The sequence below is a fragment of the Castellaniella sp. UC4447_H14 genome (genome assembly GCF_052978285.1).
In genome coordinates this window covers 1,371,981-1,390,529 of record NZ_CM129666.1, presented here as the reverse complement: position 1 = coordinate 1,390,529, position 18,549 = coordinate 1,371,981, and the positions used below count along the sequence as shown (strand labels likewise).

The window sequence follows — 18,549 nt, the reverse complement described above, 5'->3', positions numbered from 1 at the left end:
CGATGGCTGTGAGCATGAATCAGATCCCGGCTGACATCCGGGTCCCGCTCTTTTATGCGGAGATGGACAATTCCCAGGCCAACAGCGGCGCCACGCAGCTGCGCCGGCTGCTGATTGGGGTCGCAAACGATGATGTGACGGTGGCCTCCGGGATTGTGCTGCCGGCATCCTCTGATGAGGTCGCAGTGCTCGCCGGCACGGGATCCGTGCTGCATGAAATGCACAAGGCCCACCGCGCAATCGACGTGATGGGCGAGACCTGGGTGCTTCCAGTGAAGATCGCAGCGGGCGCAAAGGCTTCCGGCAAGGTGACCCTGGCCGGTACCGCGTCGGCAGGCGGCGCACTGAACGTGTACGTGGGCGATGCAAAGGTCGCGGTGTCGGTAGCGCAGGGTGATGCGGCCGCTGACGTGGCCGCGGCACTGGCCGCCGCCGTGGGAGCCGCTGGACTTTGCGTGAGCGCGAGCGCGAATGCAGGCGAAGTGACCCTCACGACCCGGTTCTCGGGCGTGATCGGCAATGACTTGCGCATCGCCGTGAATTTGCGCGGCGCCGCCGGTGGCGAGACTTTGCCCGCCGGCATCACGGCTGCCGTCACCCAGATGGCGGGCGGCACGGGCGTGCCGGATCTGGATACGGCGCTGGCGGCGCTGGGCGATGCGCCGTTCGAGTTCATCGTGCATCCGTTTTCCGACTCCGGTGCTCTGGCTAGCCTCAAGAGCCTCATGGATGACACCTCGGGCCGGTGGGCGTGGTCCAAGAAAATCTATGGCCACGTCTATGGCGCAAAGCGCGGGACGTTGGGGGACTTGGTCGCCTTTGGGCGAGGGGCCACGAACGACCCGCACGGCACCGTGGCGGCGGCCGAGCCTGAGGTTCCCACCACTGTCTGGAAGTGGGTGGCCTCCTTTGCCGCGCGTCAGGCGGTCTTCATTTCCGCCGATCCCGCGCGTCCCACGCAGACGGGCGCCATGGGCGCGGCCATGCCGGCACCCGAAGGCAAGCGCTTTGGGCTCACGGAAAACAACTCGCTTCTGTGGGCGGGCGTGGCCACCACCTACTACGAGGGCGGATCGGTGCGCATTCAGCGGGCCGTCACCCTCTATCAGAAGAACGATTTCGGACTGCCCGACGACAGCTACCTCGATTCCGAGACGATGCATCAGTCGGCGGCGATCCTTCGCCGTCTGGAATCCATCATTACGAGCAAGTTCGCGCGCCATAAGCTCGCTGACGACGGGACGCGCTTTGGGCCTGGCCAGGCAATCGTCACACCAAAGACGATCCGGGGCGAGCTCATTGCCGAGTACGCGCGCATGGAAACCGTGGGGCTGGTGGAGAACGCGGCACTTTTCGCGAAGTACCTGATCGTGGAGCGCGATGCGACCAATGCAAACCGCGTGAACGTGCTCTTCCCGCCCGACTACGTGAACCAGCTGCGCATCGTGGCGCTGCGCAATGAATTCCGCCTGCAGTATCCGGCGGAGCTGGCGGCTTAGGGCGCCTTGTCATCAACCGATAGGCCCGCCTGAGTTGCGGGCCTTTATCTTTGGAGCAGGCCATGGGCCAGAAAACCGCAGGGACCGTCTACGTCAAGGTGGACGGCCAACAGCTTGTGATTACGGGCGGCGTCGAGTGCCCGACGATGGATGTGACGCGCGAGACGATCGATGGCGCCCCGGGCTACTACTCGGAAAAGGACCGCACGCCCTATATCAAGGTCGATGCGTTGCACACGCCGGACTTTCCGCTGGATGTGATCGCCAAGGGGACCGACATGACCGTGCAGGCGGAGTTTGCCAATGGCAAGGTCTACGTGCTCTCGGGCGCGTACCAGGTCGGGGAACCCGCGAGTTCGGGCGACGATGGCAAAGTGTCGCTTGAATTCAACGGCAACAAGGGGATGTGGCAATGAGTGCGTACAAGCTTGCCACGCCGATCAAGGCCTACGGCGAAGAGGTTACCGAGATCACCTTGCGCGAAGCGACGACCGCCGATGCTCGCGCGATTGGATCGCTGCCGTATGCCGTAGTGGGCGAGGACGGCGCCGTGCAACTCGCGCTCGCCGTGTGCGCCAAGTACATTTCGCGCCTGGCCGGCATTCCGCTTTCAGCGGTCGACCAGATTCCGCTGGCGGACTTCCACGCCATGGCCTGGGAGGTGGCGCAGGATTTTTTGGCACAGGGGCAGGCGGTCTCAAAGGCGTAGCTGAGCTCGTCGACTACGCCTATTCAGCGGCGTATTTCTGGCGGCTGGATCCGTTCTCGGTGATGGACCGGCCGCTCTCGGACCTGATGGAACTGACCCAGCAGGCGCACCGCTTGCACGATGAGATGACAAGGGGTTGATGTGGCAAAGGAATTCCAGCTCAAGGCCCTCATCCTGGGAGTCGACAAGCTCTCGCCGGTGTTGGACCGTGCGCGCAAGCATGCAATGGGGTTTCGCAAGGGGTTGCTGGCCTCTGGTCTTGGGCGCCCGATCAGCCTCTCCAGTGTGCTGCAGGGCGGGGCGCTGGCTGCGCCGTTTGTCGCCGGCGCCAAGGCTGCGGTGGATTTTGAATCCTCCATGGCCGATGTCCGCAAGGTGGTGGACTTTGATACGCCGCAGCAATTTGCCCAGATGGGCCGCGATATCGTGGACATGTCAAAGCGCTTGCCCATGGCGGCCAAGGATATCGCGGCGATCGTTGCCGCGGGTGGCCAGTCCGGCATCGCTCGCAAGGATCTGGCCGCTTTTGCCGAGGACGCTGTGAAGATGGGCATCGCCTTTGATGCGAGCGCTGACGAAGCCGGTGACATGATGGCCAAGTGGCGCACGTCGTTCAAGCTCACGCAGCCGCAGGTGGTGGACCTGGCCGATAAGGTGAACTTCCTGTCCAACAACACGGCGGCCAGCGCGCAGCAGATCAGTGCCATCGTGACGCGCATCGGGCCGCTGGGTAGCGTCGCGGGTCTTGCCTCTGGCGAGATCGCGGCCATGGGCGCCACCCTCGCCGGCATCGGCGTAAACGAAGAGCAGGCCTCGACGGGGCTTAAAAACTTCATGCTGGCCATGACCTCGGGGCGTGCAGCGACCAAAACGCAGCAGCAGGTTTTCAAGGCACTGCGGTTAAACGCTCAGGCGATTGCCGCCGGCATGCAGAAGGACGCCAAGGGCACCATGCTGAAGGTGCTGGACGCCATCTCGCACGTGGATCCCTCCAAACAGGCGGGTGTGTTGCAGCAGCTCTTTGGCAAGGAATCCATCACGGCCATCGCACCGCTACTCACCAATCTGGATCAGTTGCGCGCGAATCTTGATCTGGTGGCGGACAGAACCCAATATGCGGGCTCCATGCAGAAAGAGTACGAGGCGCGTTCGGCCACGACGGCCAATGCCATCCAGCTCATGTGGAACCGCGTCAACGCCCTTGGCATCACGATTGGCAACATCCTGCTGCCACCTATCAATCAGTTCCTCGCTTTTGCTGGGCCGCTCGTCGACATGATCACGGCATTCGTGCAGGCAAATCCGGGGTTGGTGACTGGCGTGCTGGGTGCGGCCGGTGCGTTCGTCACGCTGCGCTTGGGTGTTGCGGGTGTCGCCGCTGCGATGCGGATTCTGTCGATGGTGCTGAGCATGAGTCCGATCGGTATCGTGATCCGCGCCCTCGCTCTGGGCGCGGGCCTCATCATCGCCAACTGGTCCACCATCGGGCCGTGGTTCGCGGATCTGTGGGCCTTGATCAAGGCACCGGCCATGGCCGTCTGGAGTTGGCTGAAGGAGGCGTTCTTCAATTGGTCTCCGCTTGGCATCGTCATCAAAAATTGGGAACCGATCGTGGCCTGGTTCAAGAGTCTGTGGGATCGCGTGAAGGCCTTCATCGATCCGATCCTGAACGGTATCGACAAGGTGAAGGCGGTGACTTCGGGCATTGGCGACACCGTCTCGAACGCTGCATCGAGCGCAAAAGAAACCGTCTCGAACGCTGCATCCAGTGCCTGGAACAAGGTGACGGGTTGGTTTGGTGGCGGTGACCAGGCGCCTGCGCAGGCACCGGTTGCGGGCGACACGCGCCTGGACGGGCAGCTCACCGTGCGCTTTGTCGATGCCCCGCCGGGTACGCGGATTGATCCCATGCAAACCAATCAGCCACGGCTGCGCACGAGTGAACGTGTCGGCTACCGGACGCTGGCGGGAGCGCACTGATGGGATGGCGTGAGAGACGGCAACCGGCATCCTTCAAGGGGGTGCCCTTCGAGGTGGCAACCGATAGCCAGCCCGCGGGCCCTCGCACTCAGGTGCATGAGTATCCGCAGCGCGACAAGCCGTTCGTGGAGCCTCTGGGTCTGAAGGCGCGCGAAATCAAGGTCGCGGCGTTCGTCGCCGGCGATGATTGTCTGGATCGCCGCGACGCGTTGCTGAAAGTCATCAATGAGCCGGGCGCGGGCGAACTCATCCATCCGTGGCTTGGAAGCCTCACCGTCAGCTGCACGGGTTGCGACTATTCGCATGATCGCGGCGCCATGGGTGTGGTGCGGTTTGATCTCACATTCGTTGAAGGTGAGTCGGATCCGTCATACCCGGTCGCGGGCGAGGATGTGGCCAGCGTCCTGAATAGCGCTGCTGACGGCGTGCAGACGTCTGCACTGGGCCGGTTCACGGACGCGCTGGATGCGATCGACTTAAGCCAGGTGAATCTGCCGGCCGTCATGCCGGCGGTCAGCGCGATCGTCGCAACGCTGCAGGATGTGTACGGCTCGGCATCGGGTGTGCTGGATTCCGCCGATGGCGTGATCGGGCGATTGCTGGCTGGACCGCTCGATTTCGCCAACACCCTCTTTGGGGCTGTGCGCGAGGCGGTGTCCTCATTCTCGGGCTTCTATGGTCGGGTGAGCGGCGCCCCGTCGCTTTTCGGCCTTGGCGGACGCGTGGACGCGCTGCGGCGTCTGGCGGATGTCGCAATTCCCGCCGGCGGCATCAATGGGACATTTGTGCGCGCGACACAGGCGCTCGGCCAAGATGTGGTCGTGGCCGATGTCATTCGCGGTGTATCGACGTTTCCGGCAAGGGTGCCCGCGTCAGCGGTGGCTGGTGTGATGGCGGTGGGCGGCATGACGCCTCGCGCCGTTGATGTGGCCGTCTCCGGGGCCCACACGGTGGTCGGTGATGTGCTCGGCGCATCGGGCGTCGCCCCACCAGTTGCCGACGATGTGCTCGCGCTGCGTGGCGAGCTCACCGATGCGTTCTGGTCGGTCGCCGAACAATCGCCGGCTGCGCACTATGAACGGCTGGCCGCCGGACGTGCAGCCGTTGCGCGTCAGCTCACGTCTGTCGCCCGCCTCGGTGTGCAGCTTACGCAAATCGAAAATCCGGCGACTGTGTCGGCGCTCGTGCTCGCTTATCGGCGCTACGGTGATGCCACACGGTCCGCGGACATCGTGGCTCGTAATGGCGTGCATCATCCGGGGTTCGTGCCGGCGGGTGCGTTCACCGTGCCGAGGGTCTGACCATGGACGATCGCAACCACGTCACGTTGACGGCGGACGGCCGCGAGTACGGTGGCTGGAAGTCGGTGTCGATTGCAGCTGGCATCGAACGCCAGGCGCGAAGCTTTGATCTGGCGATTACCTGGCGCTGGCCGGGCTCAGGTGCGGCGCCTGCGCGAATCCGCAACGGCTCCAGGTGCGAGGTGCATATCGGCGCCGATCTGGTGGTGACCGGCTACGCCTACGCCGCTCCGGTGTCGTACGATGCAACCCAGGTGATGACGTCCGTGTCCGGGCGGTCACTCACCTCGGACCTCGTGGACTGCAGCGCCGCGCGTGGCCAGTGGCGAGGCCAGTCTGTTGCTGCCATTGTGCGCGCGCTCGCGGCGCCGTATGGCCTCGTCGTAGTGGATCAGGGCGGTGATGGTCTGACGGTCGCTGACCACCAGACCGAGCCAGGAGAGACGGTCTTTGCATCCATCGACAGGCTGTTGCAGATGTCGGCGCTGCTCTCCACCGATGATGCGCAGGGGCGCGTCGTGATTGCGGCCCTGGGGGCGGCGGGTTCGGCCACCGATGCGCTGCAGCTCGGTGTGAACGTCCTGTCGGGGTCCGCCCCGCTCGACTTTTCGGATGTGTTCTCCGCGTATGAGTGCGTGGGTCAGCGTGCCGGCACCGATGATGTATTTGGCGAAGCTGCGGCGGAGGTGCGCAGCGCTGTCTCCGATGATCGCGTCGAGCGGTACCGCAACCTGACCGTACAGCCGTCGGGGCAAGTCACGCCGCCCATGGCAGCCCGGCGCGTCGCCTGGGAACGTGAAAGCCGGATGGCCAAGGCGCTCGCCACTGAATATGTCGTGCAGGGCTGGCGACAAAGCGACGGCCGGTTGTGGGTGCCCAATCAGTTCGTGCGCGTACGTGATTCGATGATCGGGTTTGACCGCGACATGCTGGTGGGCGAGGTGACCTACACGCTGGACGATCAGGGTATGAAAACGCGTCTGTCGGTCGCCCCGCCAGGCGCTTACTCGCCCGAACCCAAAGCGCCCAAGAAGGGCAAGAAGGGCAAGGGCGGCGATGCGTTCGAATACCTGTTGCCCGAGAACTGGGAGAAAAAGTGATGGCTGGTCGCATCATGGATTTCATCGCGCGTGGAACCGTGGCGCTGGTGGATGCCAGCCGCCGGCTGCAGGCCCTGCAGGCGCGCCTGACCGCCGGTGAGGTGAAGGACGCGGTGGAACATTTCGAGCCGTATGGCTACACGAGCAATCCGCTGGCCGGTGCTGAGGCGATCCTTGCGTTCGTCGGTGGCGATCGCTCGCACTGTGTCGCGCTCATTGTCGCGGATCGTCGTTATCGGCCAACGGAATTGCAGCCAGGCGAGGTGTGCCTGTTCACGGATGAAGGTGATGAGATCCGCTTTAAGCGAGGACGGATCATCAGCGTCATCGCCGGCGCCAAAGTGGACGTGACCGCGCCCGAGGCGGCGTTCCATTGCTCCGCGAAAGTCACGCTGGACACGCCGCTCGTTCATGCGCTGGGAGACTTTAAGGCCGATGGCCAGGTCAGCGATGCGGCGGGCTCTATGCAGGCCATGCGCGACGTCCACAACGTCCACGACCATACTGAAAATGACGCGGGCGGCCCGACCGACCCGCCCAATCAGCGGATGTGACCATGACAGTCAAGAATTTTGTGCGTTCCACGGATGCGCTCGAGCGCGCCGTGGTGATCAGCCTTTTTACCTGGCGGCGCGCTGAGGCCTCTGACCCGGTCGATGACGATGAGCGCTATGGCTACTGGGGCGACTCATACCCGGATGTCCCGCGCGATCGCATTGGATCACGCTTGTGGCTTTTGCGGCGTCGAACCATCACGGCACAGACCGTGCGAGATGCTGAGCGTTACGCCCGCGAGGCGCTTGCCTGGATGACCGAAGACGGTGTCGTGCGGGGGGTCTCGGTGCGCGTCGATCGCCCGAGCTCGACCCGGCTCGATCTCTTTGTCACGCTCACGCTGGATGGCGCCCAGCGTGAAATGCAGTTCTCCGATGTCCTGGAGGTCCTCAATGCCCTTTGAAATTCCAACCCTGCCGGCGCTCGTCGCGCGCGCAGCCGATGATCTGGCCCGCGGCGGCGTGGACGGCGTGCTGCGGCGATCCGATAGTGCCGTGCTTGCGCGAGTCATGTCTGGTGGCGTCTTCGGACTCTACGGCCTGCAGGCCTGGCTCGCGCGCCAGATCCTGCCGGATACGTGCGAAGAAGAGTCGCTCGGTCGTTGGGCGCAATTGAAGGGCGTCGTGCGCACGCCCGCAACTCGCGCGGTCGGGGCCGTGGATGTCACGGGCACCGTCGACGTCATCGTGCCGGCGGACTTTGTATGGCAGACGAATGACGGCGTGCGATTGGTCGTCACGGCGGATACCGTGCTCACATCAGGCACCGTGAGCGTTCCAGTGGCAGCTGAGGATGCCGGACAGGCGGGCAATCTCGCCGCCGGTGTGCTTATCACCGCGATCTCGCCGCGCGCGGGCGTGTCTGATCGGGCTGTCGTCGCAGCCGCTGGAATCACGGGCGGCACCGATGTCGAGCAGCTCGAGCGCTGGCGGCGCCGCGTCCTGCGCTCGTTTCGCGTGCAGCCTCATGGTGGCGATGCGGCGGACTATGAGACCTGGGCGCTGGAGGTGGCCGGCATCACGCGCGCGTGGGCCCGGCCGCAGTGGTTGGGCCCCGGGACCGTTGGTGTGTTCGTCGTGCGCGACGATGATGATGTCATCGTGCCCGACGCATCCGAGCTGGCTGCGGTCAAAGCGCATATTGATGCCGTGCGGCCAGTGACGGCCGAAGTTTATGTGATGGCGCCGACGCTCCTTGTTGTGCCCGCCACGATTGCGCTCACGCCTGACTCGGATCTGTTACGGGCGAAAGTCGAGGCAGCGCTGCAGGATCTGTTTATGACGGAAGCAGACCTCGGCGGGCGGCTTTACCGCACACACATTGCGGCCACCATCAGCAACGTGCCCGGCGAAACCGATCACGTGCTCGCCGCGCCGGTCGCCGACATCGTGCCCGCTGCGGGTGAATTGCCCGTCCTCGGAGCTATTACATGGCTGTGAGGTCTGAATCCGATTACCGCTCGCAGCTGCGCGCGCTGATGCCGCCTGGGCCGGCGTGGGATCCTGATATCTACCCGGTGCCGACCATGGTGTCGGATGCCGCCGCCGCCGAGCTTGCGCGTGTCGACGCCAGGGCCAATGCGCTGCTCACCGAAATGTTCCCGGGCACGATCCGCGAACTGCTCGCGGACTGGGAACGCGTGATGGGGTTGCCCGATGCATGCCTGGGTGCAACCGCTGCGCCTGGCGAGCGGCTGACCGAGGTGGTGCGGCGCTTTGCCGAAGTCGGGCGCCAGGATGTCGCCTACTTTGAAGCGGTGGCTGCGCGGCTGGGTTACCCGGATGCGCGCATCGAGGAGTGGCGCACGCCGCGCATGGGTCGCTCGCGGTTTGGCGCCGCCAGGTTCGGTGACTGGGGTGCGCAGTTTGTCTGGACCATGCATATGGGCGCGCGGCTGCCTGGCGGCGCACGTTTCGGGGCCAGTCGTTTTGGTGAGCGGTTTGGCGCAAACCCGAACGACATCGTTGAGTGCGTGGTGCGGCGCTATGCGCCTGCACACACGATCGTGTTTTTTGATTACAGCTGAGGATCACCATGGATTATCCAATTAGCGTACCCGGAATCGGCCTTGTTGGCGGTCGATTCGTCGATGAAAACCCTGTCACTGGCCAGGTGGGATCCATCATTTCGTCGGCGTGGGCGAATGCTGTCATGGATGAACTGCTCGCAATCCTGGCGCATGCCGGCATCACCCCAGATGAAGACACGCTCGATCAGGTGCAGCAGGCGATCTGGAAGCCCGCAAGCGAGTCGTTTGCTGGGGTCGCCGCTCTGGCGACGGCTGCCGAGGGACAGGCGGGCGTTGACGCCGCGAAGATCATCACGGCGGCGGTGCTGAAGGCGGTGCTGGATGCGCGGCCGGTAGGCGTTCCTGCTGCCACGTTCGCTGAAGTCGATGCTACTACGTCGGATCAGGGTCCCGTGTTGCTGACGGACATGGCGGGTGAACTGTACACATGGCAGTTCAGCCCGTACTTCAATGGTTACCGCAGCGCACGGTGCGGGCTCATTTATGGCGGTCCGTGGGACGATCCGGATCCGTGGGAAGCTCTACTGACCGGCGGCGTCTGGTCCGTGGACGATCCACGCCAGGCGCGATTGATTGCAAAGTTCCGGGAAAAGGGTCGGACGACGCCTGCGGTCAACTGGGCGAAGGGTGTCGGCTTAATTTCCGACATCGGTAACGGGAACTGGAAAGCCCCAGATTACCAGGACGTCTTCTTGCGAATGAGCGGAACTGACGCTGACACTGCGAATGCGAGGCTGGCAGGAGCCCACCAGAATGATGCCTTGCAGAACATCGTCGGAACTCTGAATGCGTCGAATATTCGGAACGGCGTCGCTACTGGCGCATTCGCCGCGAATCTGGCCGGAGCACAGGCCGCCGGTTCAATTAGCGATAGCCTTTCCGACACAACAGGCTTCAGTTTTGATCCTTCGCGTGTCGCCCGGACGTCCGTCGAAACGCGTGGGTCCAACACCGCTGTCGCTCCGGTCATCCTCATTTAAATCAGGATCACAGGCGCCACGCGAGTGTGCTTTGGGGCCGTTTCCATACCGACGCGAGGGCTTCCATGGACACCGTCGCTGATGGCCTCTTTGACGTATTCACCGCCGGTGTTTCGCACATTATTGGGACCTGCCTGAGGCCAATTACCCGGTGACGCGACGACATTGTTGAACTGCCTATCGCCGGCATTAGCGTACGTCGAATGCCAGTGTCCCTGTACGGTGTCGCCCTTAGAGCTGCCGGGCCCCGCCGCATTCGCAGCGCCGCAGTCAGATCAGAATGCACGGAGCGACACGAGTATGCGCGGGCGCTGTTTCCATGCCAACCCTCGGTGCTCCGTGGACACCATCGGTGATCGGTTCTTTCACGCCAGATCCATCGCCTGAAGTTGTGTTGCCCGCGTTGAAAATACTAGTGCTTGAACCGCTCCCGCCCTCGGACGATGTGTAGTGCTGATGATGGTGTCCCTGCAACTCATCAATCTTGTAGATTCCGGGCCCCGCCGCATTCGCAGCGGAGAGGTCAGATCAAAATGCACGGAGCGACACGCGTGTGTACCGGCGCCGTTTCAGCGGTGCCGTACGACTTGGATTGCAAGATCGTGCCCTGTTGGCCCATATCGGCAGCTCGTGCTGTGTTGCCGGTGGCGGCAATATATCCGTGTCCGATGCCGTGGCTATGCGTTTCCATTGTGTGGGTTTTGTAGACGCCAGTGGGCGCCGGATTCGCAGTTCTGTAGTCACTTAACTTTTTCAAACCCTGTTGCCCTGCCTGTCGGGGCTGGAGTCGTTATGCTTACCGTCTATCAGATCGATCATCGAGCTCTGCTGCTGGGCGACCCGCCGTATGCGCGTCAGGCGCCCGCGAAGGGACATCTGCAGGTCCTGGTCGCGCCGCCGGCGGTCCCAGCCGGTCATGTCGCCCGCTGGGTAACCGCTCAGCATCCCGTCATCGACACGAAAACCTATGGCGAGCCGGCCACAGGCACTTGGGAAACTATCGAGGATCACCGCAAAGACAAACTGTGGCTGGGACATGGCCAGCCATACGTCGTGAATGAGGATCACGACGGCCAGGCTTATGACGGCCTGGGATCACTGCCAGCGTGGTTGTACCCCGAAGAGCCGCCGGCACCCGAACCGACTCTGGCCGAACTGCGCGAATCCAAGCAGGCGAATGCCACGGCGAAGCGCTGGGAGGTTATGACAGGCGGTATCACGCTGCCCAGCGGCGTACGCGTGGGCACCTCAATTGACGACCAGAACCGGATTACATCCGTCGTGGCCAATGCTGCGCTGGCAGGCCTATCGGATGCTGATGAGGTCGATTTCAAGGCGGAGTCCGGCTGGGTGCGCATCACGGTGGCCGACGTCAAGCAGATTGCCGGCTCAATCGGGCAGTTTGTCCAGGGGTGCTACACGGCCGAGCGGACGCACCATGATGCCATCGCGGCGCTACCGGCTGATCGTGCTGCGATCGAGAGCTACGACATCACGACCGGCTGGCCATCAAGCGGCCAGGCGTAGCTGCTCGGATTGCCAGCGGCCGAGCTTTGAACGCATGAGCTGCTGTGCCAGATCTCGGCCTCTGGGGTTGTAGTAACGCAGGAGCATGCGGGTGTCCCGGTGACCAGTGACTTTCGCGAGCGCGTGGGCTGGATACACGTCAGACAGGATCGTGGTGGCCTCGTGGCGTAGGTCATGCAGTCTCAGGTCGACAAAGTAGGCCCGCACCGGCCGCCGGCCGTGCTGCTTGCACAGGACCTCATACTGTCCGCGGGCGCGATCCCGGGCGCGAGCGAACGCGCGGGTGGCAGCGCCAGGCGTCACGTTGAATACGCGGCCGCGCATCGGGCGGCCAGCGAGCCATTTGCGCAGCGCGTCGCGGGCGAACGGGGAGAGCGGCACGTATCTGGTGTCACCGTTTTTGGTATCGACCAACGTCACTACGCCGTGTGTCAGGTCGATCTGCTCACGGCGCAGCATCACGATCTCTGATCGGCGCATGGCGGTCTCGCTGGCCAGTCGCAGGATTGTGGGTAGGGCTTCGGACCTGGTGGCGCGGATGAGCCAATCGAGCTCGCTGCGCGGACATTCCATCGGCGACAGGCCGTTCAACCGGATCCGGGTGAACAGGCGCCGATCGCGGGCATCATCCACGACGGGGCGCGTCACCAGTTGCACGGGATTTGCCAACCAGTGCAGGCCCCACTCTTTGCGGGCCACTGTGTAGAGGTGTGAGAGCAGCGCTAGCCGCCGGTTCACGGTGCCTGGCTTTCGTTCACTCAGCCAGTGGTCGCGCAGGCGCTGGAGATCCAGCGCAGTGATACGCGCCAAGTTGCGGCTGGCCAAGCCCGTGCGCAGCCAGATCCGTGCCACCGATTGTTCCTGTGTGTGGGATTTCTTCCTGACCGACACGTCGGCCAGATAACGTTCGAGGGCGGCGGCGAGGGTGGGGCAGTTGCGCACCAGGCGCAGGCGGCGGTGATCGTTCATGACATCAAAAAGCCCCCGTTGTAGGGCGCGTAGGCAGATTTATCAACCACCCGCCTTGTGCGGGTATTTTTTAGTCCAAAAGGAAGATCATGGGTCTAAGCGCAGTGGACGCAACAGCCGCGAGTGTAGCGAGCAAAGCGAGTGTGGCGACTTACGTTACAGCAGCGTTCACTGCGCTGTCCGGATGGTTCACATCACTCGATTGGGTCAGTCTGGCGAGTCTCGGAATCGCTGCCGCAACCTTTCTCACGAACTGGTTCTACAAGCGCAAGCACTACGGCCTGGAGCGGCAGCGAGTAGCGATTGACGAGCAGAAGGCTCTGGTCGAGGAAGAGGAGCGGCGGGCGCGCATTCGTCGCGAGGATTTTCTGGCCCAAGCGCGCGTCCACCTGATGGAGGGCGGCCATGATCCCGATAAGGCTTAAGCGGTCGATACAGATCGCGGCCGCCGGCGGAGCTTCGGCCATGGCCGCCGTGCTGATCCAGTGGCATGAGGGCATCCGGTATGTTCCCTACACGGATCCTGGCAACGGGACGCTGACCGTCTGCTATGGCCACACAGGGCCGGATATCGTGCTCGGCAAGCGGTACACGCCAGCAGAGTGTCAGACGCTGCTGCGCGCCGATCAAGCCAAGGCGGAGGCGGCTGTTGATCGCTTGGTCAAAGTGCCGATCGACAAATACCAGCGGGCGGCGCTGATCGATTTCGCGTTCAACAAGGGCCCGGGCAATCTCGCTTCGTCCACGCTGCTGCGGCTGGCGAACGCAGGTCAGGCCATGGCTGCCTGTGAGCAGTACGCACGGTGGGTAAAGGCTGGTGGCCGCGTGCTGCCGGGTCTGGTCAATAGGTCGGATGCTGATGCGTGGGTGTGTGGGGGGGCGCAATGATAGACGTGAGGACGATAGCGATCTCTGCACTGGCCGGTGCTGCGCTGGCGGCCACCGGCGCCGTGACTGCGACACGCTGGTACTACCGTGCCGAGATCGCGAACATGCAGCGCGATCGAGCACAGCAACTGGCAGACGCCACGCAGTTGGCCAGGATGACAGAGCAGGCCCGCTGGGCCGCAAGAGAAGGAGTGATCAATGATGCCAAGAAACAGGCCGCCGCTGCGGCTGCTGACGCTAATACTGCCCGCGCTGCTTCTGAGCGCCTGCGCCAGCAAATCGCCCAGCTACAACGTCGTGCCCGAGACGCCGCCACTGCCGGCGGAAGCCAGGCAGCCGGTGACCCCATCGGAGTGCTTGCCGTCGTGCTCGGCGAACTTGACGACCGCGCGGGAGTCCTGGCGAAGTACGCTGACGCCAGCCGAATAGCAGGGCTTGCGTGTGAGAGGGCGTATCAGTCGCTGCGGTGAGGAAACATTGACCTTGTTCCAGCCTCCCTCCAGGCCCGGTGTTGCTGTCCTTCGCGGACAACTGTATATTTATACAGTTTTAAACGTGTGCCCATCTGATTACTATTTGTTTCATCAGGAGGTGAGACGAATGACATCAGAGCGTAAACCAGTCAGAGTGCATTACCGGCGGTACGTCCGAGAAGGTGCGGACCCAGGCCTTGAAGAGATGATCCATCGAGCGATGAACGCGCGCGATGCCGCTACGGGGGCGATGGTTCGCGAGCGTTACACCATGAGGGTTCAGACTCAGGCGGCCGACAGTTTCCTCGCCAACATCTTTTACGATCAGGGAGGCGCCGGGCAGACGCTTGCCTTTGGTGACGTTATGCATTTCACCAAGGGATACATGCAGGCGGTGCTCGAGATGTCCGATCAGGCGGCTTCGCAGCTTACCGTGGCACAGATGGCCGCACCTGCCAAGAGTGAGTACGTGCACTCGCAGATGTTCTGGATGGTGAAGGGAGATCATGTGTTCATCATCCAAAGCACTTCGTTACAGACCGAGGCGCTGGAGCGGTATCTTGCTTGGTTATTGTCCACATATGTTCCAGGTTGGACCGCGAATGTGACGCTTGCAGCAAAATTTGACTCTGCTGTCGTTGCTGGCGATTTGGGTGATATAAATGAAATAGTGATCGGCGGAGCCCTGAGTGGAGCGCAGGCCCCCACCCAAACAGTTGGTGCCGAACCGGCGCCGGATGAACGTGCGGTATCTCGAGTTCGGGAGGTGACCACAAGCGAAGATCTCATGTCTCGCGTCAGTTCTGGTCAGGAGATGGTGCGCGGTGTGTTAGAGGCTCTACTCAATCATGACTCAGCGGCTGCCGACCAGGTTCTTCAGTCCGTGCCCGCGGACGCTGAGCTGCATGTTCAGGTTCATATTGGCTACAAGACGCGTCGTCGTAAGGTCGATCGAACTCCGTTGAGAAACTTGGAAGTGGGTCTTCGGCATATCCCTGACAGCCAACTCAGTGTTTTGGCCAAGGGGTCAAAGACGGCGCCCGATGGAAGTGTACGGCTGCATCATGACGCTTCCGTCAAATTGATCAAGTCGCGCAACGGAGACTCGGAGATCGTTGGGTCGCTCCTCGACCCTCAAGATGTGCTGCGCGCCATGTGGCAGGCATATGGGAACATGATCGCAGATGGGAAGATTGTCGACTAGGTCGTTATCATGAGGCGCTTGTATCCAGTCATCGCTTTGTCTATCAGTGTGGCGTCAGGCTACTTGGTAGACCTGAGCGTGTGGATTGGAATGCGGGACGGATTGATTGCGTTCTTGGGACTGACATCGGCCGCATTGCTGCAGCTTATTCCTGTGACAACGAACTTCCTCTCGGGTGATGAGCTGACTGTGGTCGAAGCTGACAAATTATCCAGTGCACTTCAGCGGCAGCAGAACTTTTGGGTAGGGATGCTCGCCGTAAATGTGATCACGGTGACTGTTCTGGTGCTTGCCACGTTGTTAGAAAAAGCTCTTGTCGTCCAGATCCCACACCTAGGTGAAGTCGATTTTTCCGTCGTCTTTAGCGGCCTGGTTGGAGGGCTGTTGGCCTTCATTTTGATGCGCCTGATTTCTGTTCTGGAGGGGGTTCTAAGCCTACAGAGAATTCGCACATCGTTGGTGATAGACGCTGCGAAACGCAGGGCAGCGCGTAAGGCGGAAGAGATCCAGAGGCAATTGGCGGCACCTGTGAACATCGTTCCCTCCGACTACGGGCGAGTTATCCGTCCACCTCATTGACCCCCGGCTTCTGAGTGGGCTCGCATTGGTGGCTGGGTCCCTGCATGTTAATTTCCGGCGCCTACGTTGTAGGTCGAAAAAGTTAGCATTGGCTGCCGGTCTCTCTAAGGAGGGGCCGGCGGCTTTTTGCGTTTGTGGGGCCGCAGATGGTCGCGGTGGCTACTTGCAGGGGAACGCCTGCCTTAGTGCCGCAATAACCAGCATCCCTGCTGACATATTCCAGCTTTCAGGATTCGCGAGAAGATGCTTCCTTACTACACCCATCAGTTGGCCGAGCTTGGCGTTCGACGGAGGGCAAAAGAACAGTCCATTGACAGTGTCACTGACGCCGGAGATGTATCCAATAAGAAGCGCCTCGTCGTGGACGTCCGACCATGATTTGCTGCCGTGCTCAACCCTATAGTTCCCGTCAGACCATGCTTTTAATTGGGATCCGTCAATATAGGTGGCCGATGCAACGGTCCCGCATAGCGTCAGACCAGAAATGAAAATAGCAGCGAGCGCTTGTGATCGCATCATTGACCCCTCCGAAAGTTATTGTTTTCATCATTGTACGAGGGCGGGCGGTGCCCTTGTCGCCCGTCCACTCGTACCATCCGTCCGGGGGCATGATGATGCGGCGCGCCAGAAGAGGGCACCACTGCGCGTATGGCATGGCCGGAGTTGGACCGGTAATGACACGATTACGCCACGGTATGTTCGGACAACCGCATAGACACGGAAAAGAACGCGGGTTCAATTCCCCCCGGCTCCACCAGCTACCACCAGGGCTCGGAACATCTCCGGGCCCTTTTCTTGCCTGTCATTTCCGCACCAATAACTTGTGCGCATCGGTTCGTTGTCAACCAAGGTGTCCGGTCAGGCATCTAACGCCATTTGAGGGAGTGGCATAGCGTCCCATCTTGCTCTATCATGAAACATCAAGATTGATCATGATGGAGGTGGTCATGACAACTGTCATCCGTGAAAAATTCTCCTCTCAGGCTGCGCCAGATATCCTGGCGGCCTTGCGTCAGATCGCCGAGAGCCAAGGCCGTCAGTTCCAGGCGGTGCTTGACGAGGCCCTGCGTGACTACATCGACCGCCAGCAGAAGGAACGCCCCCGCCGCCACGTCATGGACTCGTTCGCATCGAGCCTGGACGAGTTCGACAGTCTTTACCGCGAACTGGCCAAGTAAGCCGTGGCCCACGATTACCTGACCGTGGCCGATGTGCTTGGGATGCACACGGTCTTGGTGCAACGGTATGGTGGTGCATCAGGCGTGCGCGACCCCGGAGCGCTGGAGGCGGCGCTGTTTCGCCCGCAGACGGGCTACTACGACGACATTGTGGCTGAGGTGGCTGCGTTGCTTGAGAGTCTGGCGATCAACCACCCATTCGTGGATGGCAACAAGCGCATCTCTTTTGCCGCGGTCGACGTGTTTCTGCGAATCAACGGCTGGCGCCTGCAGTGCGCGCCGATGCAGATTCACGCGGAGATGATTCAGATGTTTGAGTCAGGGACGTTCGACATCGCCCATCTCGATCCTTGGCTCCGGTCTTTCGCTGTCGCAGCGGAGTGATGAACAATTTCACTCCGCTGGCGCGCAAGCGCCAGGAGGTCATTTCCCTCGGCCGACGCCAACGGCTGCTTTTTTGTCCGCACCCCCCACCGCCATGAGCCTGAGTTCGGTCTCCGTGATCACCAACGCACTCAGGTTGCGCAGAGCGAAACTGTAGCGGTGTGGCAGGCGCTCTGGCTTTTCAACGATGTCGAATAGCCAGGCCGCTAGAACAGTGATACCCAGAGCGGCGGTCTCGGCGAAGTTTAGTGGTATGAAAGCCCACTCGCCGACGACGACACCTGCGATAGCGCCGGCGAGACACCCGACGCCTCCGCCCACCTAGCTACCCGTCAGGGTTCAGGGTAGCCCGCTGCACTTGTTCTTTAAGTTTCCGCTCATTGCTCGCAGTCCGAGACTTTCGCAGAAATCACTCTTTCGCTGGCAGGACGTACGATGCGAACAGGGCATCCACTGGCGTGTTGAATACTTTCTCCGCGATCATGCTGTGCGCGGCGATACAGTAATGACAAGTGTTTTCTCGGCTGATCGTCAGCAATATGACTTCCTGCTCGGCGGGAGTGAAACTGGACTCCTTTCGGAACCAATCGTAGCCGTGCAAGTATGTTGAAAGGGCTCCGGGCGCATGGACCATTTCGGCGTACATGTTGGGTACGCGCCCCTGCTTCTTGCGCACGTTTCTGAGAAGCTCTCCGCCTTTTTCTCCGGCATCTTCTTCGGACAGTAACCCCAGGGTCAGTCTGGCATTCATAATCTCTCCTTATCAAGAGCGTGATATCGTCGCGGCAAAGCCATGGACGCACACTGTCAATTGCGCTTTCGCTTGCCAAGCGCCTGTGTGTTTAGAGGTCAGGAGCCACCAAAACGGTTCGACCCGTGCGCATACATGTCCGCTTGATTTTTCCGTGGGCACGTGTGCATGAAGACCTTATCACCAAGTCGCACGGCGCGTTCGCACACTTCCGGGGAGAACTTCATTTGGTTCGCCATGACTCCGTTCTCTCAGGGGTTGGAGCCTCATCAAAACCCTGGGCGATTCAGTCACGATGCCGGAATGGCTGGTCACGATGCCGGAATTGGAGAAAATAGCTTGTCCGGCGCCAGGTGGTCACGATCACCGGAATCAGTGGTCACGATCATCGGAATACGCGACCGCGCGCACCGTCGATAGCCTGGAGGCTATGCTCACCGAGC

At 61.8% G+C, this 18,549-nt stretch carries 22 protein-coding genes; 19 read left to right on the top strand and 3 right to left on the bottom strand.

Annotated features, from left to right (window positions below):
* Positions 1 to 2 precede the first annotated feature (2 nt).
* The 12 genes from ACVCMJ_RS06730 to ACVCMJ_RS06675 all read left to right on the top strand — a co-directional run bounded on the left by ACVCMJ_RS06730 (position 3) and on the right by ACVCMJ_RS06675 (position 11,680).
* Positions 3 to 1,499, top strand: coding sequence for a phage tail sheath subtilisin-like domain-containing protein (locus tag ACVCMJ_RS06730; RefSeq protein ID WP_447080664.1), 1,497 nt, complete (start codon positions 3 to 5; stop codon positions 1,497 to 1,499).
* Between the two features lie 62 nt (positions 1,500 to 1,561).
* Positions 1,562 to 1,915 (top strand): phage tail tube protein, encoded by a 354-nt coding sequence (locus ACVCMJ_RS06725; RefSeq protein WP_447080663.1) that lies wholly within the window; start codon positions 1,562 to 1,564, stop codon positions 1,913 to 1,915.
* Positions 1,912 to 2,208 carry a phage tail assembly protein gene (locus tag ACVCMJ_RS06720; RefSeq protein ID WP_447080662.1) on the top strand — a complete coding sequence of 99 codons (297 nt, stop codon included), beginning with the start codon at positions 1,912 to 1,914 and terminating at the stop codon, positions 2,206 to 2,208. The genes ACVCMJ_RS06725 and ACVCMJ_RS06720 overlap by 4 nt, the downstream gene beginning before the upstream one ends.
* Before the next feature lie 141 nt (positions 2,209 to 2,349).
* The gene (locus ACVCMJ_RS06715; protein ID WP_447080661.1) at positions 2,350 to 4,188 is read left to right on the top strand and encodes a phage tail tape measure protein; all 1,839 of its coding nucleotides are present in this window, start codon (positions 2,350 to 2,352) and stop codon (positions 4,186 to 4,188) included.
* The gene (locus ACVCMJ_RS06710; protein WP_447080660.1) at positions 4,188 to 5,489 is read left to right on the top strand and encodes a DNA circularization protein; all 1,302 of its coding nucleotides are present in this window, start codon (positions 4,188 to 4,190) and stop codon (positions 5,487 to 5,489) included. Before ACVCMJ_RS06715 ends, ACVCMJ_RS06710 begins: the two co-directional genes overlap by 1 nt.
* Positions 5,490 to 5,491: 2 nt before the next feature.
* The gene (locus ACVCMJ_RS06705) at positions 5,492 to 6,589 is read left to right on the top strand and encodes a phage baseplate assembly protein (protein ID WP_447080659.1); all 1,098 of its coding nucleotides are present in this window, start codon (positions 5,492 to 5,494) and stop codon (positions 6,587 to 6,589) included.
* Positions 6,589 to 7,143, top strand: a complete 555-nt coding sequence (locus ACVCMJ_RS06700) for a phage baseplate assembly protein V (RefSeq protein ID WP_447080658.1) — start codon at positions 6,589 to 6,591, stop codon at positions 7,141 to 7,143. The genes ACVCMJ_RS06705 and ACVCMJ_RS06700 overlap by 1 nt, the downstream gene beginning before the upstream one ends.
* Before the next feature lie 2 nt (positions 7,144 to 7,145).
* Positions 7,146 to 7,547 carry a phage GP46 family protein gene (locus ACVCMJ_RS06695; protein WP_447080657.1) on the top strand — a complete coding sequence of 134 codons (402 nt, stop codon included), beginning with the start codon at positions 7,146 to 7,148 and terminating at the stop codon, positions 7,545 to 7,547.
* Positions 7,537 to 8,583, top strand: coding sequence for a baseplate J/gp47 family protein (locus ACVCMJ_RS06690; RefSeq protein ID WP_447080656.1), 1,047 nt, complete (start codon positions 7,537 to 7,539; stop codon positions 8,581 to 8,583). Before ACVCMJ_RS06695 ends, ACVCMJ_RS06690 begins: the two co-directional genes overlap by 11 nt.
* Entirely contained in the window at positions 8,574 to 9,170 is a 597-nt protein-coding gene (locus tag ACVCMJ_RS06685) for a YmfQ family protein (RefSeq protein WP_447080655.1), read from the top strand. The genes ACVCMJ_RS06690 and ACVCMJ_RS06685 overlap by 10 nt, the downstream gene beginning before the upstream one ends.
* Positions 9,171 to 9,178: 8 nt before the next feature.
* Complete coding sequence (locus tag ACVCMJ_RS06680; protein ID WP_447080654.1) at positions 9,179 to 10,153, top strand: hypothetical protein; 975 nt, start codon at positions 9,179 to 9,181, stop codon at positions 10,151 to 10,153.
* Positions 10,154 to 10,945: 792 nt separating this feature from the next.
* Positions 10,946 to 11,680, top strand: a complete 735-nt coding sequence (locus ACVCMJ_RS06675) for a DUF4376 domain-containing protein (protein ID WP_447080653.1) — start codon at positions 10,946 to 10,948, stop codon at positions 11,678 to 11,680.
* Here the strand turns inward: ACVCMJ_RS06675 and ACVCMJ_RS06670 are convergent.
* Positions 11,663 to 12,649 (bottom strand): tyrosine-type recombinase/integrase, encoded by a 987-nt coding sequence (locus ACVCMJ_RS06670; RefSeq protein ID WP_447080652.1) that lies wholly within the window; start codon positions 12,647 to 12,649, stop codon positions 11,663 to 11,665. The two genes, ACVCMJ_RS06675 and ACVCMJ_RS06670, sit on opposite strands and share 18 nt — an antisense overlap.
* Positions 12,650 to 12,792: 143 nt before the next feature.
* Between ACVCMJ_RS06670 and ACVCMJ_RS06665 the strand changes: the two genes are divergently transcribed.
* The 5 genes from ACVCMJ_RS06665 to ACVCMJ_RS06645 all read left to right on the top strand — a co-directional run bounded on the left by ACVCMJ_RS06665 (position 12,793) and on the right by ACVCMJ_RS06645 (position 15,793).
* On the top strand, positions 12,793 to 13,074 hold the full coding sequence (locus tag ACVCMJ_RS06665; RefSeq protein ID WP_447080651.1) for an HP1 family phage holin: 282 nt from the start codon (positions 12,793 to 12,795) through the stop codon (positions 13,072 to 13,074).
* 40 nt (positions 13,075 to 13,114) lie between these two features.
* Complete coding sequence (locus ACVCMJ_RS06660; RefSeq protein ID WP_447080650.1) at positions 13,115 to 13,537, top strand: lysozyme; 423 nt, start codon at positions 13,115 to 13,117, stop codon at positions 13,535 to 13,537.
* A gap of 5 nt (positions 13,538 to 13,542) precedes the next feature.
* Positions 13,543 to 14,007, top strand: coding sequence for a DUF2514 family protein (locus ACVCMJ_RS06655; RefSeq protein ID WP_447080649.1), 465 nt, complete (start codon positions 13,543 to 13,545; stop codon positions 14,005 to 14,007).
* 223 nt (positions 14,008 to 14,230) lie between these two features.
* On the top strand, positions 14,231 to 15,214 hold the full coding sequence (locus ACVCMJ_RS06650; RefSeq protein ID WP_447080648.1) for a hypothetical protein: 984 nt from the start codon (positions 14,231 to 14,233) through the stop codon (positions 15,212 to 15,214).
* Positions 15,215 to 15,304: 90 nt separating this feature from the next.
* Complete coding sequence (locus ACVCMJ_RS06645) at positions 15,305 to 15,793, top strand: hypothetical protein (protein WP_447080647.1); 489 nt, start codon at positions 15,305 to 15,307, stop codon at positions 15,791 to 15,793.
* 159 nt (positions 15,794 to 15,952) lie between these two features.
* On the opposite strand, the gene ACVCMJ_RS06640 is transcribed toward ACVCMJ_RS06645, so the two are convergent.
* The gene (locus tag ACVCMJ_RS06640; RefSeq protein ID WP_447080646.1) at positions 15,953 to 16,312 is read right to left on the bottom strand and encodes a Rap1a/Tai family immunity protein; all 360 of its coding nucleotides are present in this window, start codon (positions 16,310 to 16,312) and stop codon (positions 15,953 to 15,955) included.
* A 428-nt stretch (positions 16,313 to 16,740) separates the two neighbouring features.
* Between ACVCMJ_RS06640 and ACVCMJ_RS06635 the strand changes: the two genes are divergently transcribed.
* Together ACVCMJ_RS06635 and ACVCMJ_RS06630 are read left to right on the top strand one after the other, a co-directional pair.
* Positions 16,741 to 16,971 carry a hypothetical protein gene (locus ACVCMJ_RS06635; RefSeq protein WP_447080645.1) on the top strand — a complete coding sequence of 77 codons (231 nt, stop codon included), beginning with the start codon at positions 16,741 to 16,743 and terminating at the stop codon, positions 16,969 to 16,971.
* Between the two features lie 3 nt (positions 16,972 to 16,974).
* Positions 16,975 to 17,355 (top strand): type II toxin-antitoxin system death-on-curing family toxin, encoded by a 381-nt coding sequence (locus ACVCMJ_RS06630; RefSeq protein ID WP_447080644.1) that lies wholly within the window; start codon positions 16,975 to 16,977, stop codon positions 17,353 to 17,355.
* 409 nt (positions 17,356 to 17,764) lie between these two features.
* On the opposite strand, the gene ACVCMJ_RS06625 is transcribed toward ACVCMJ_RS06630, so the two are convergent.
* Positions 17,765 to 18,106, bottom strand: a complete 342-nt coding sequence (locus ACVCMJ_RS06625; protein WP_447080643.1) for a carboxymuconolactone decarboxylase family protein — start codon at positions 18,104 to 18,106, stop codon at positions 17,765 to 17,767.
* Positions 18,107 to 18,549 lie beyond the last annotated feature (443 nt).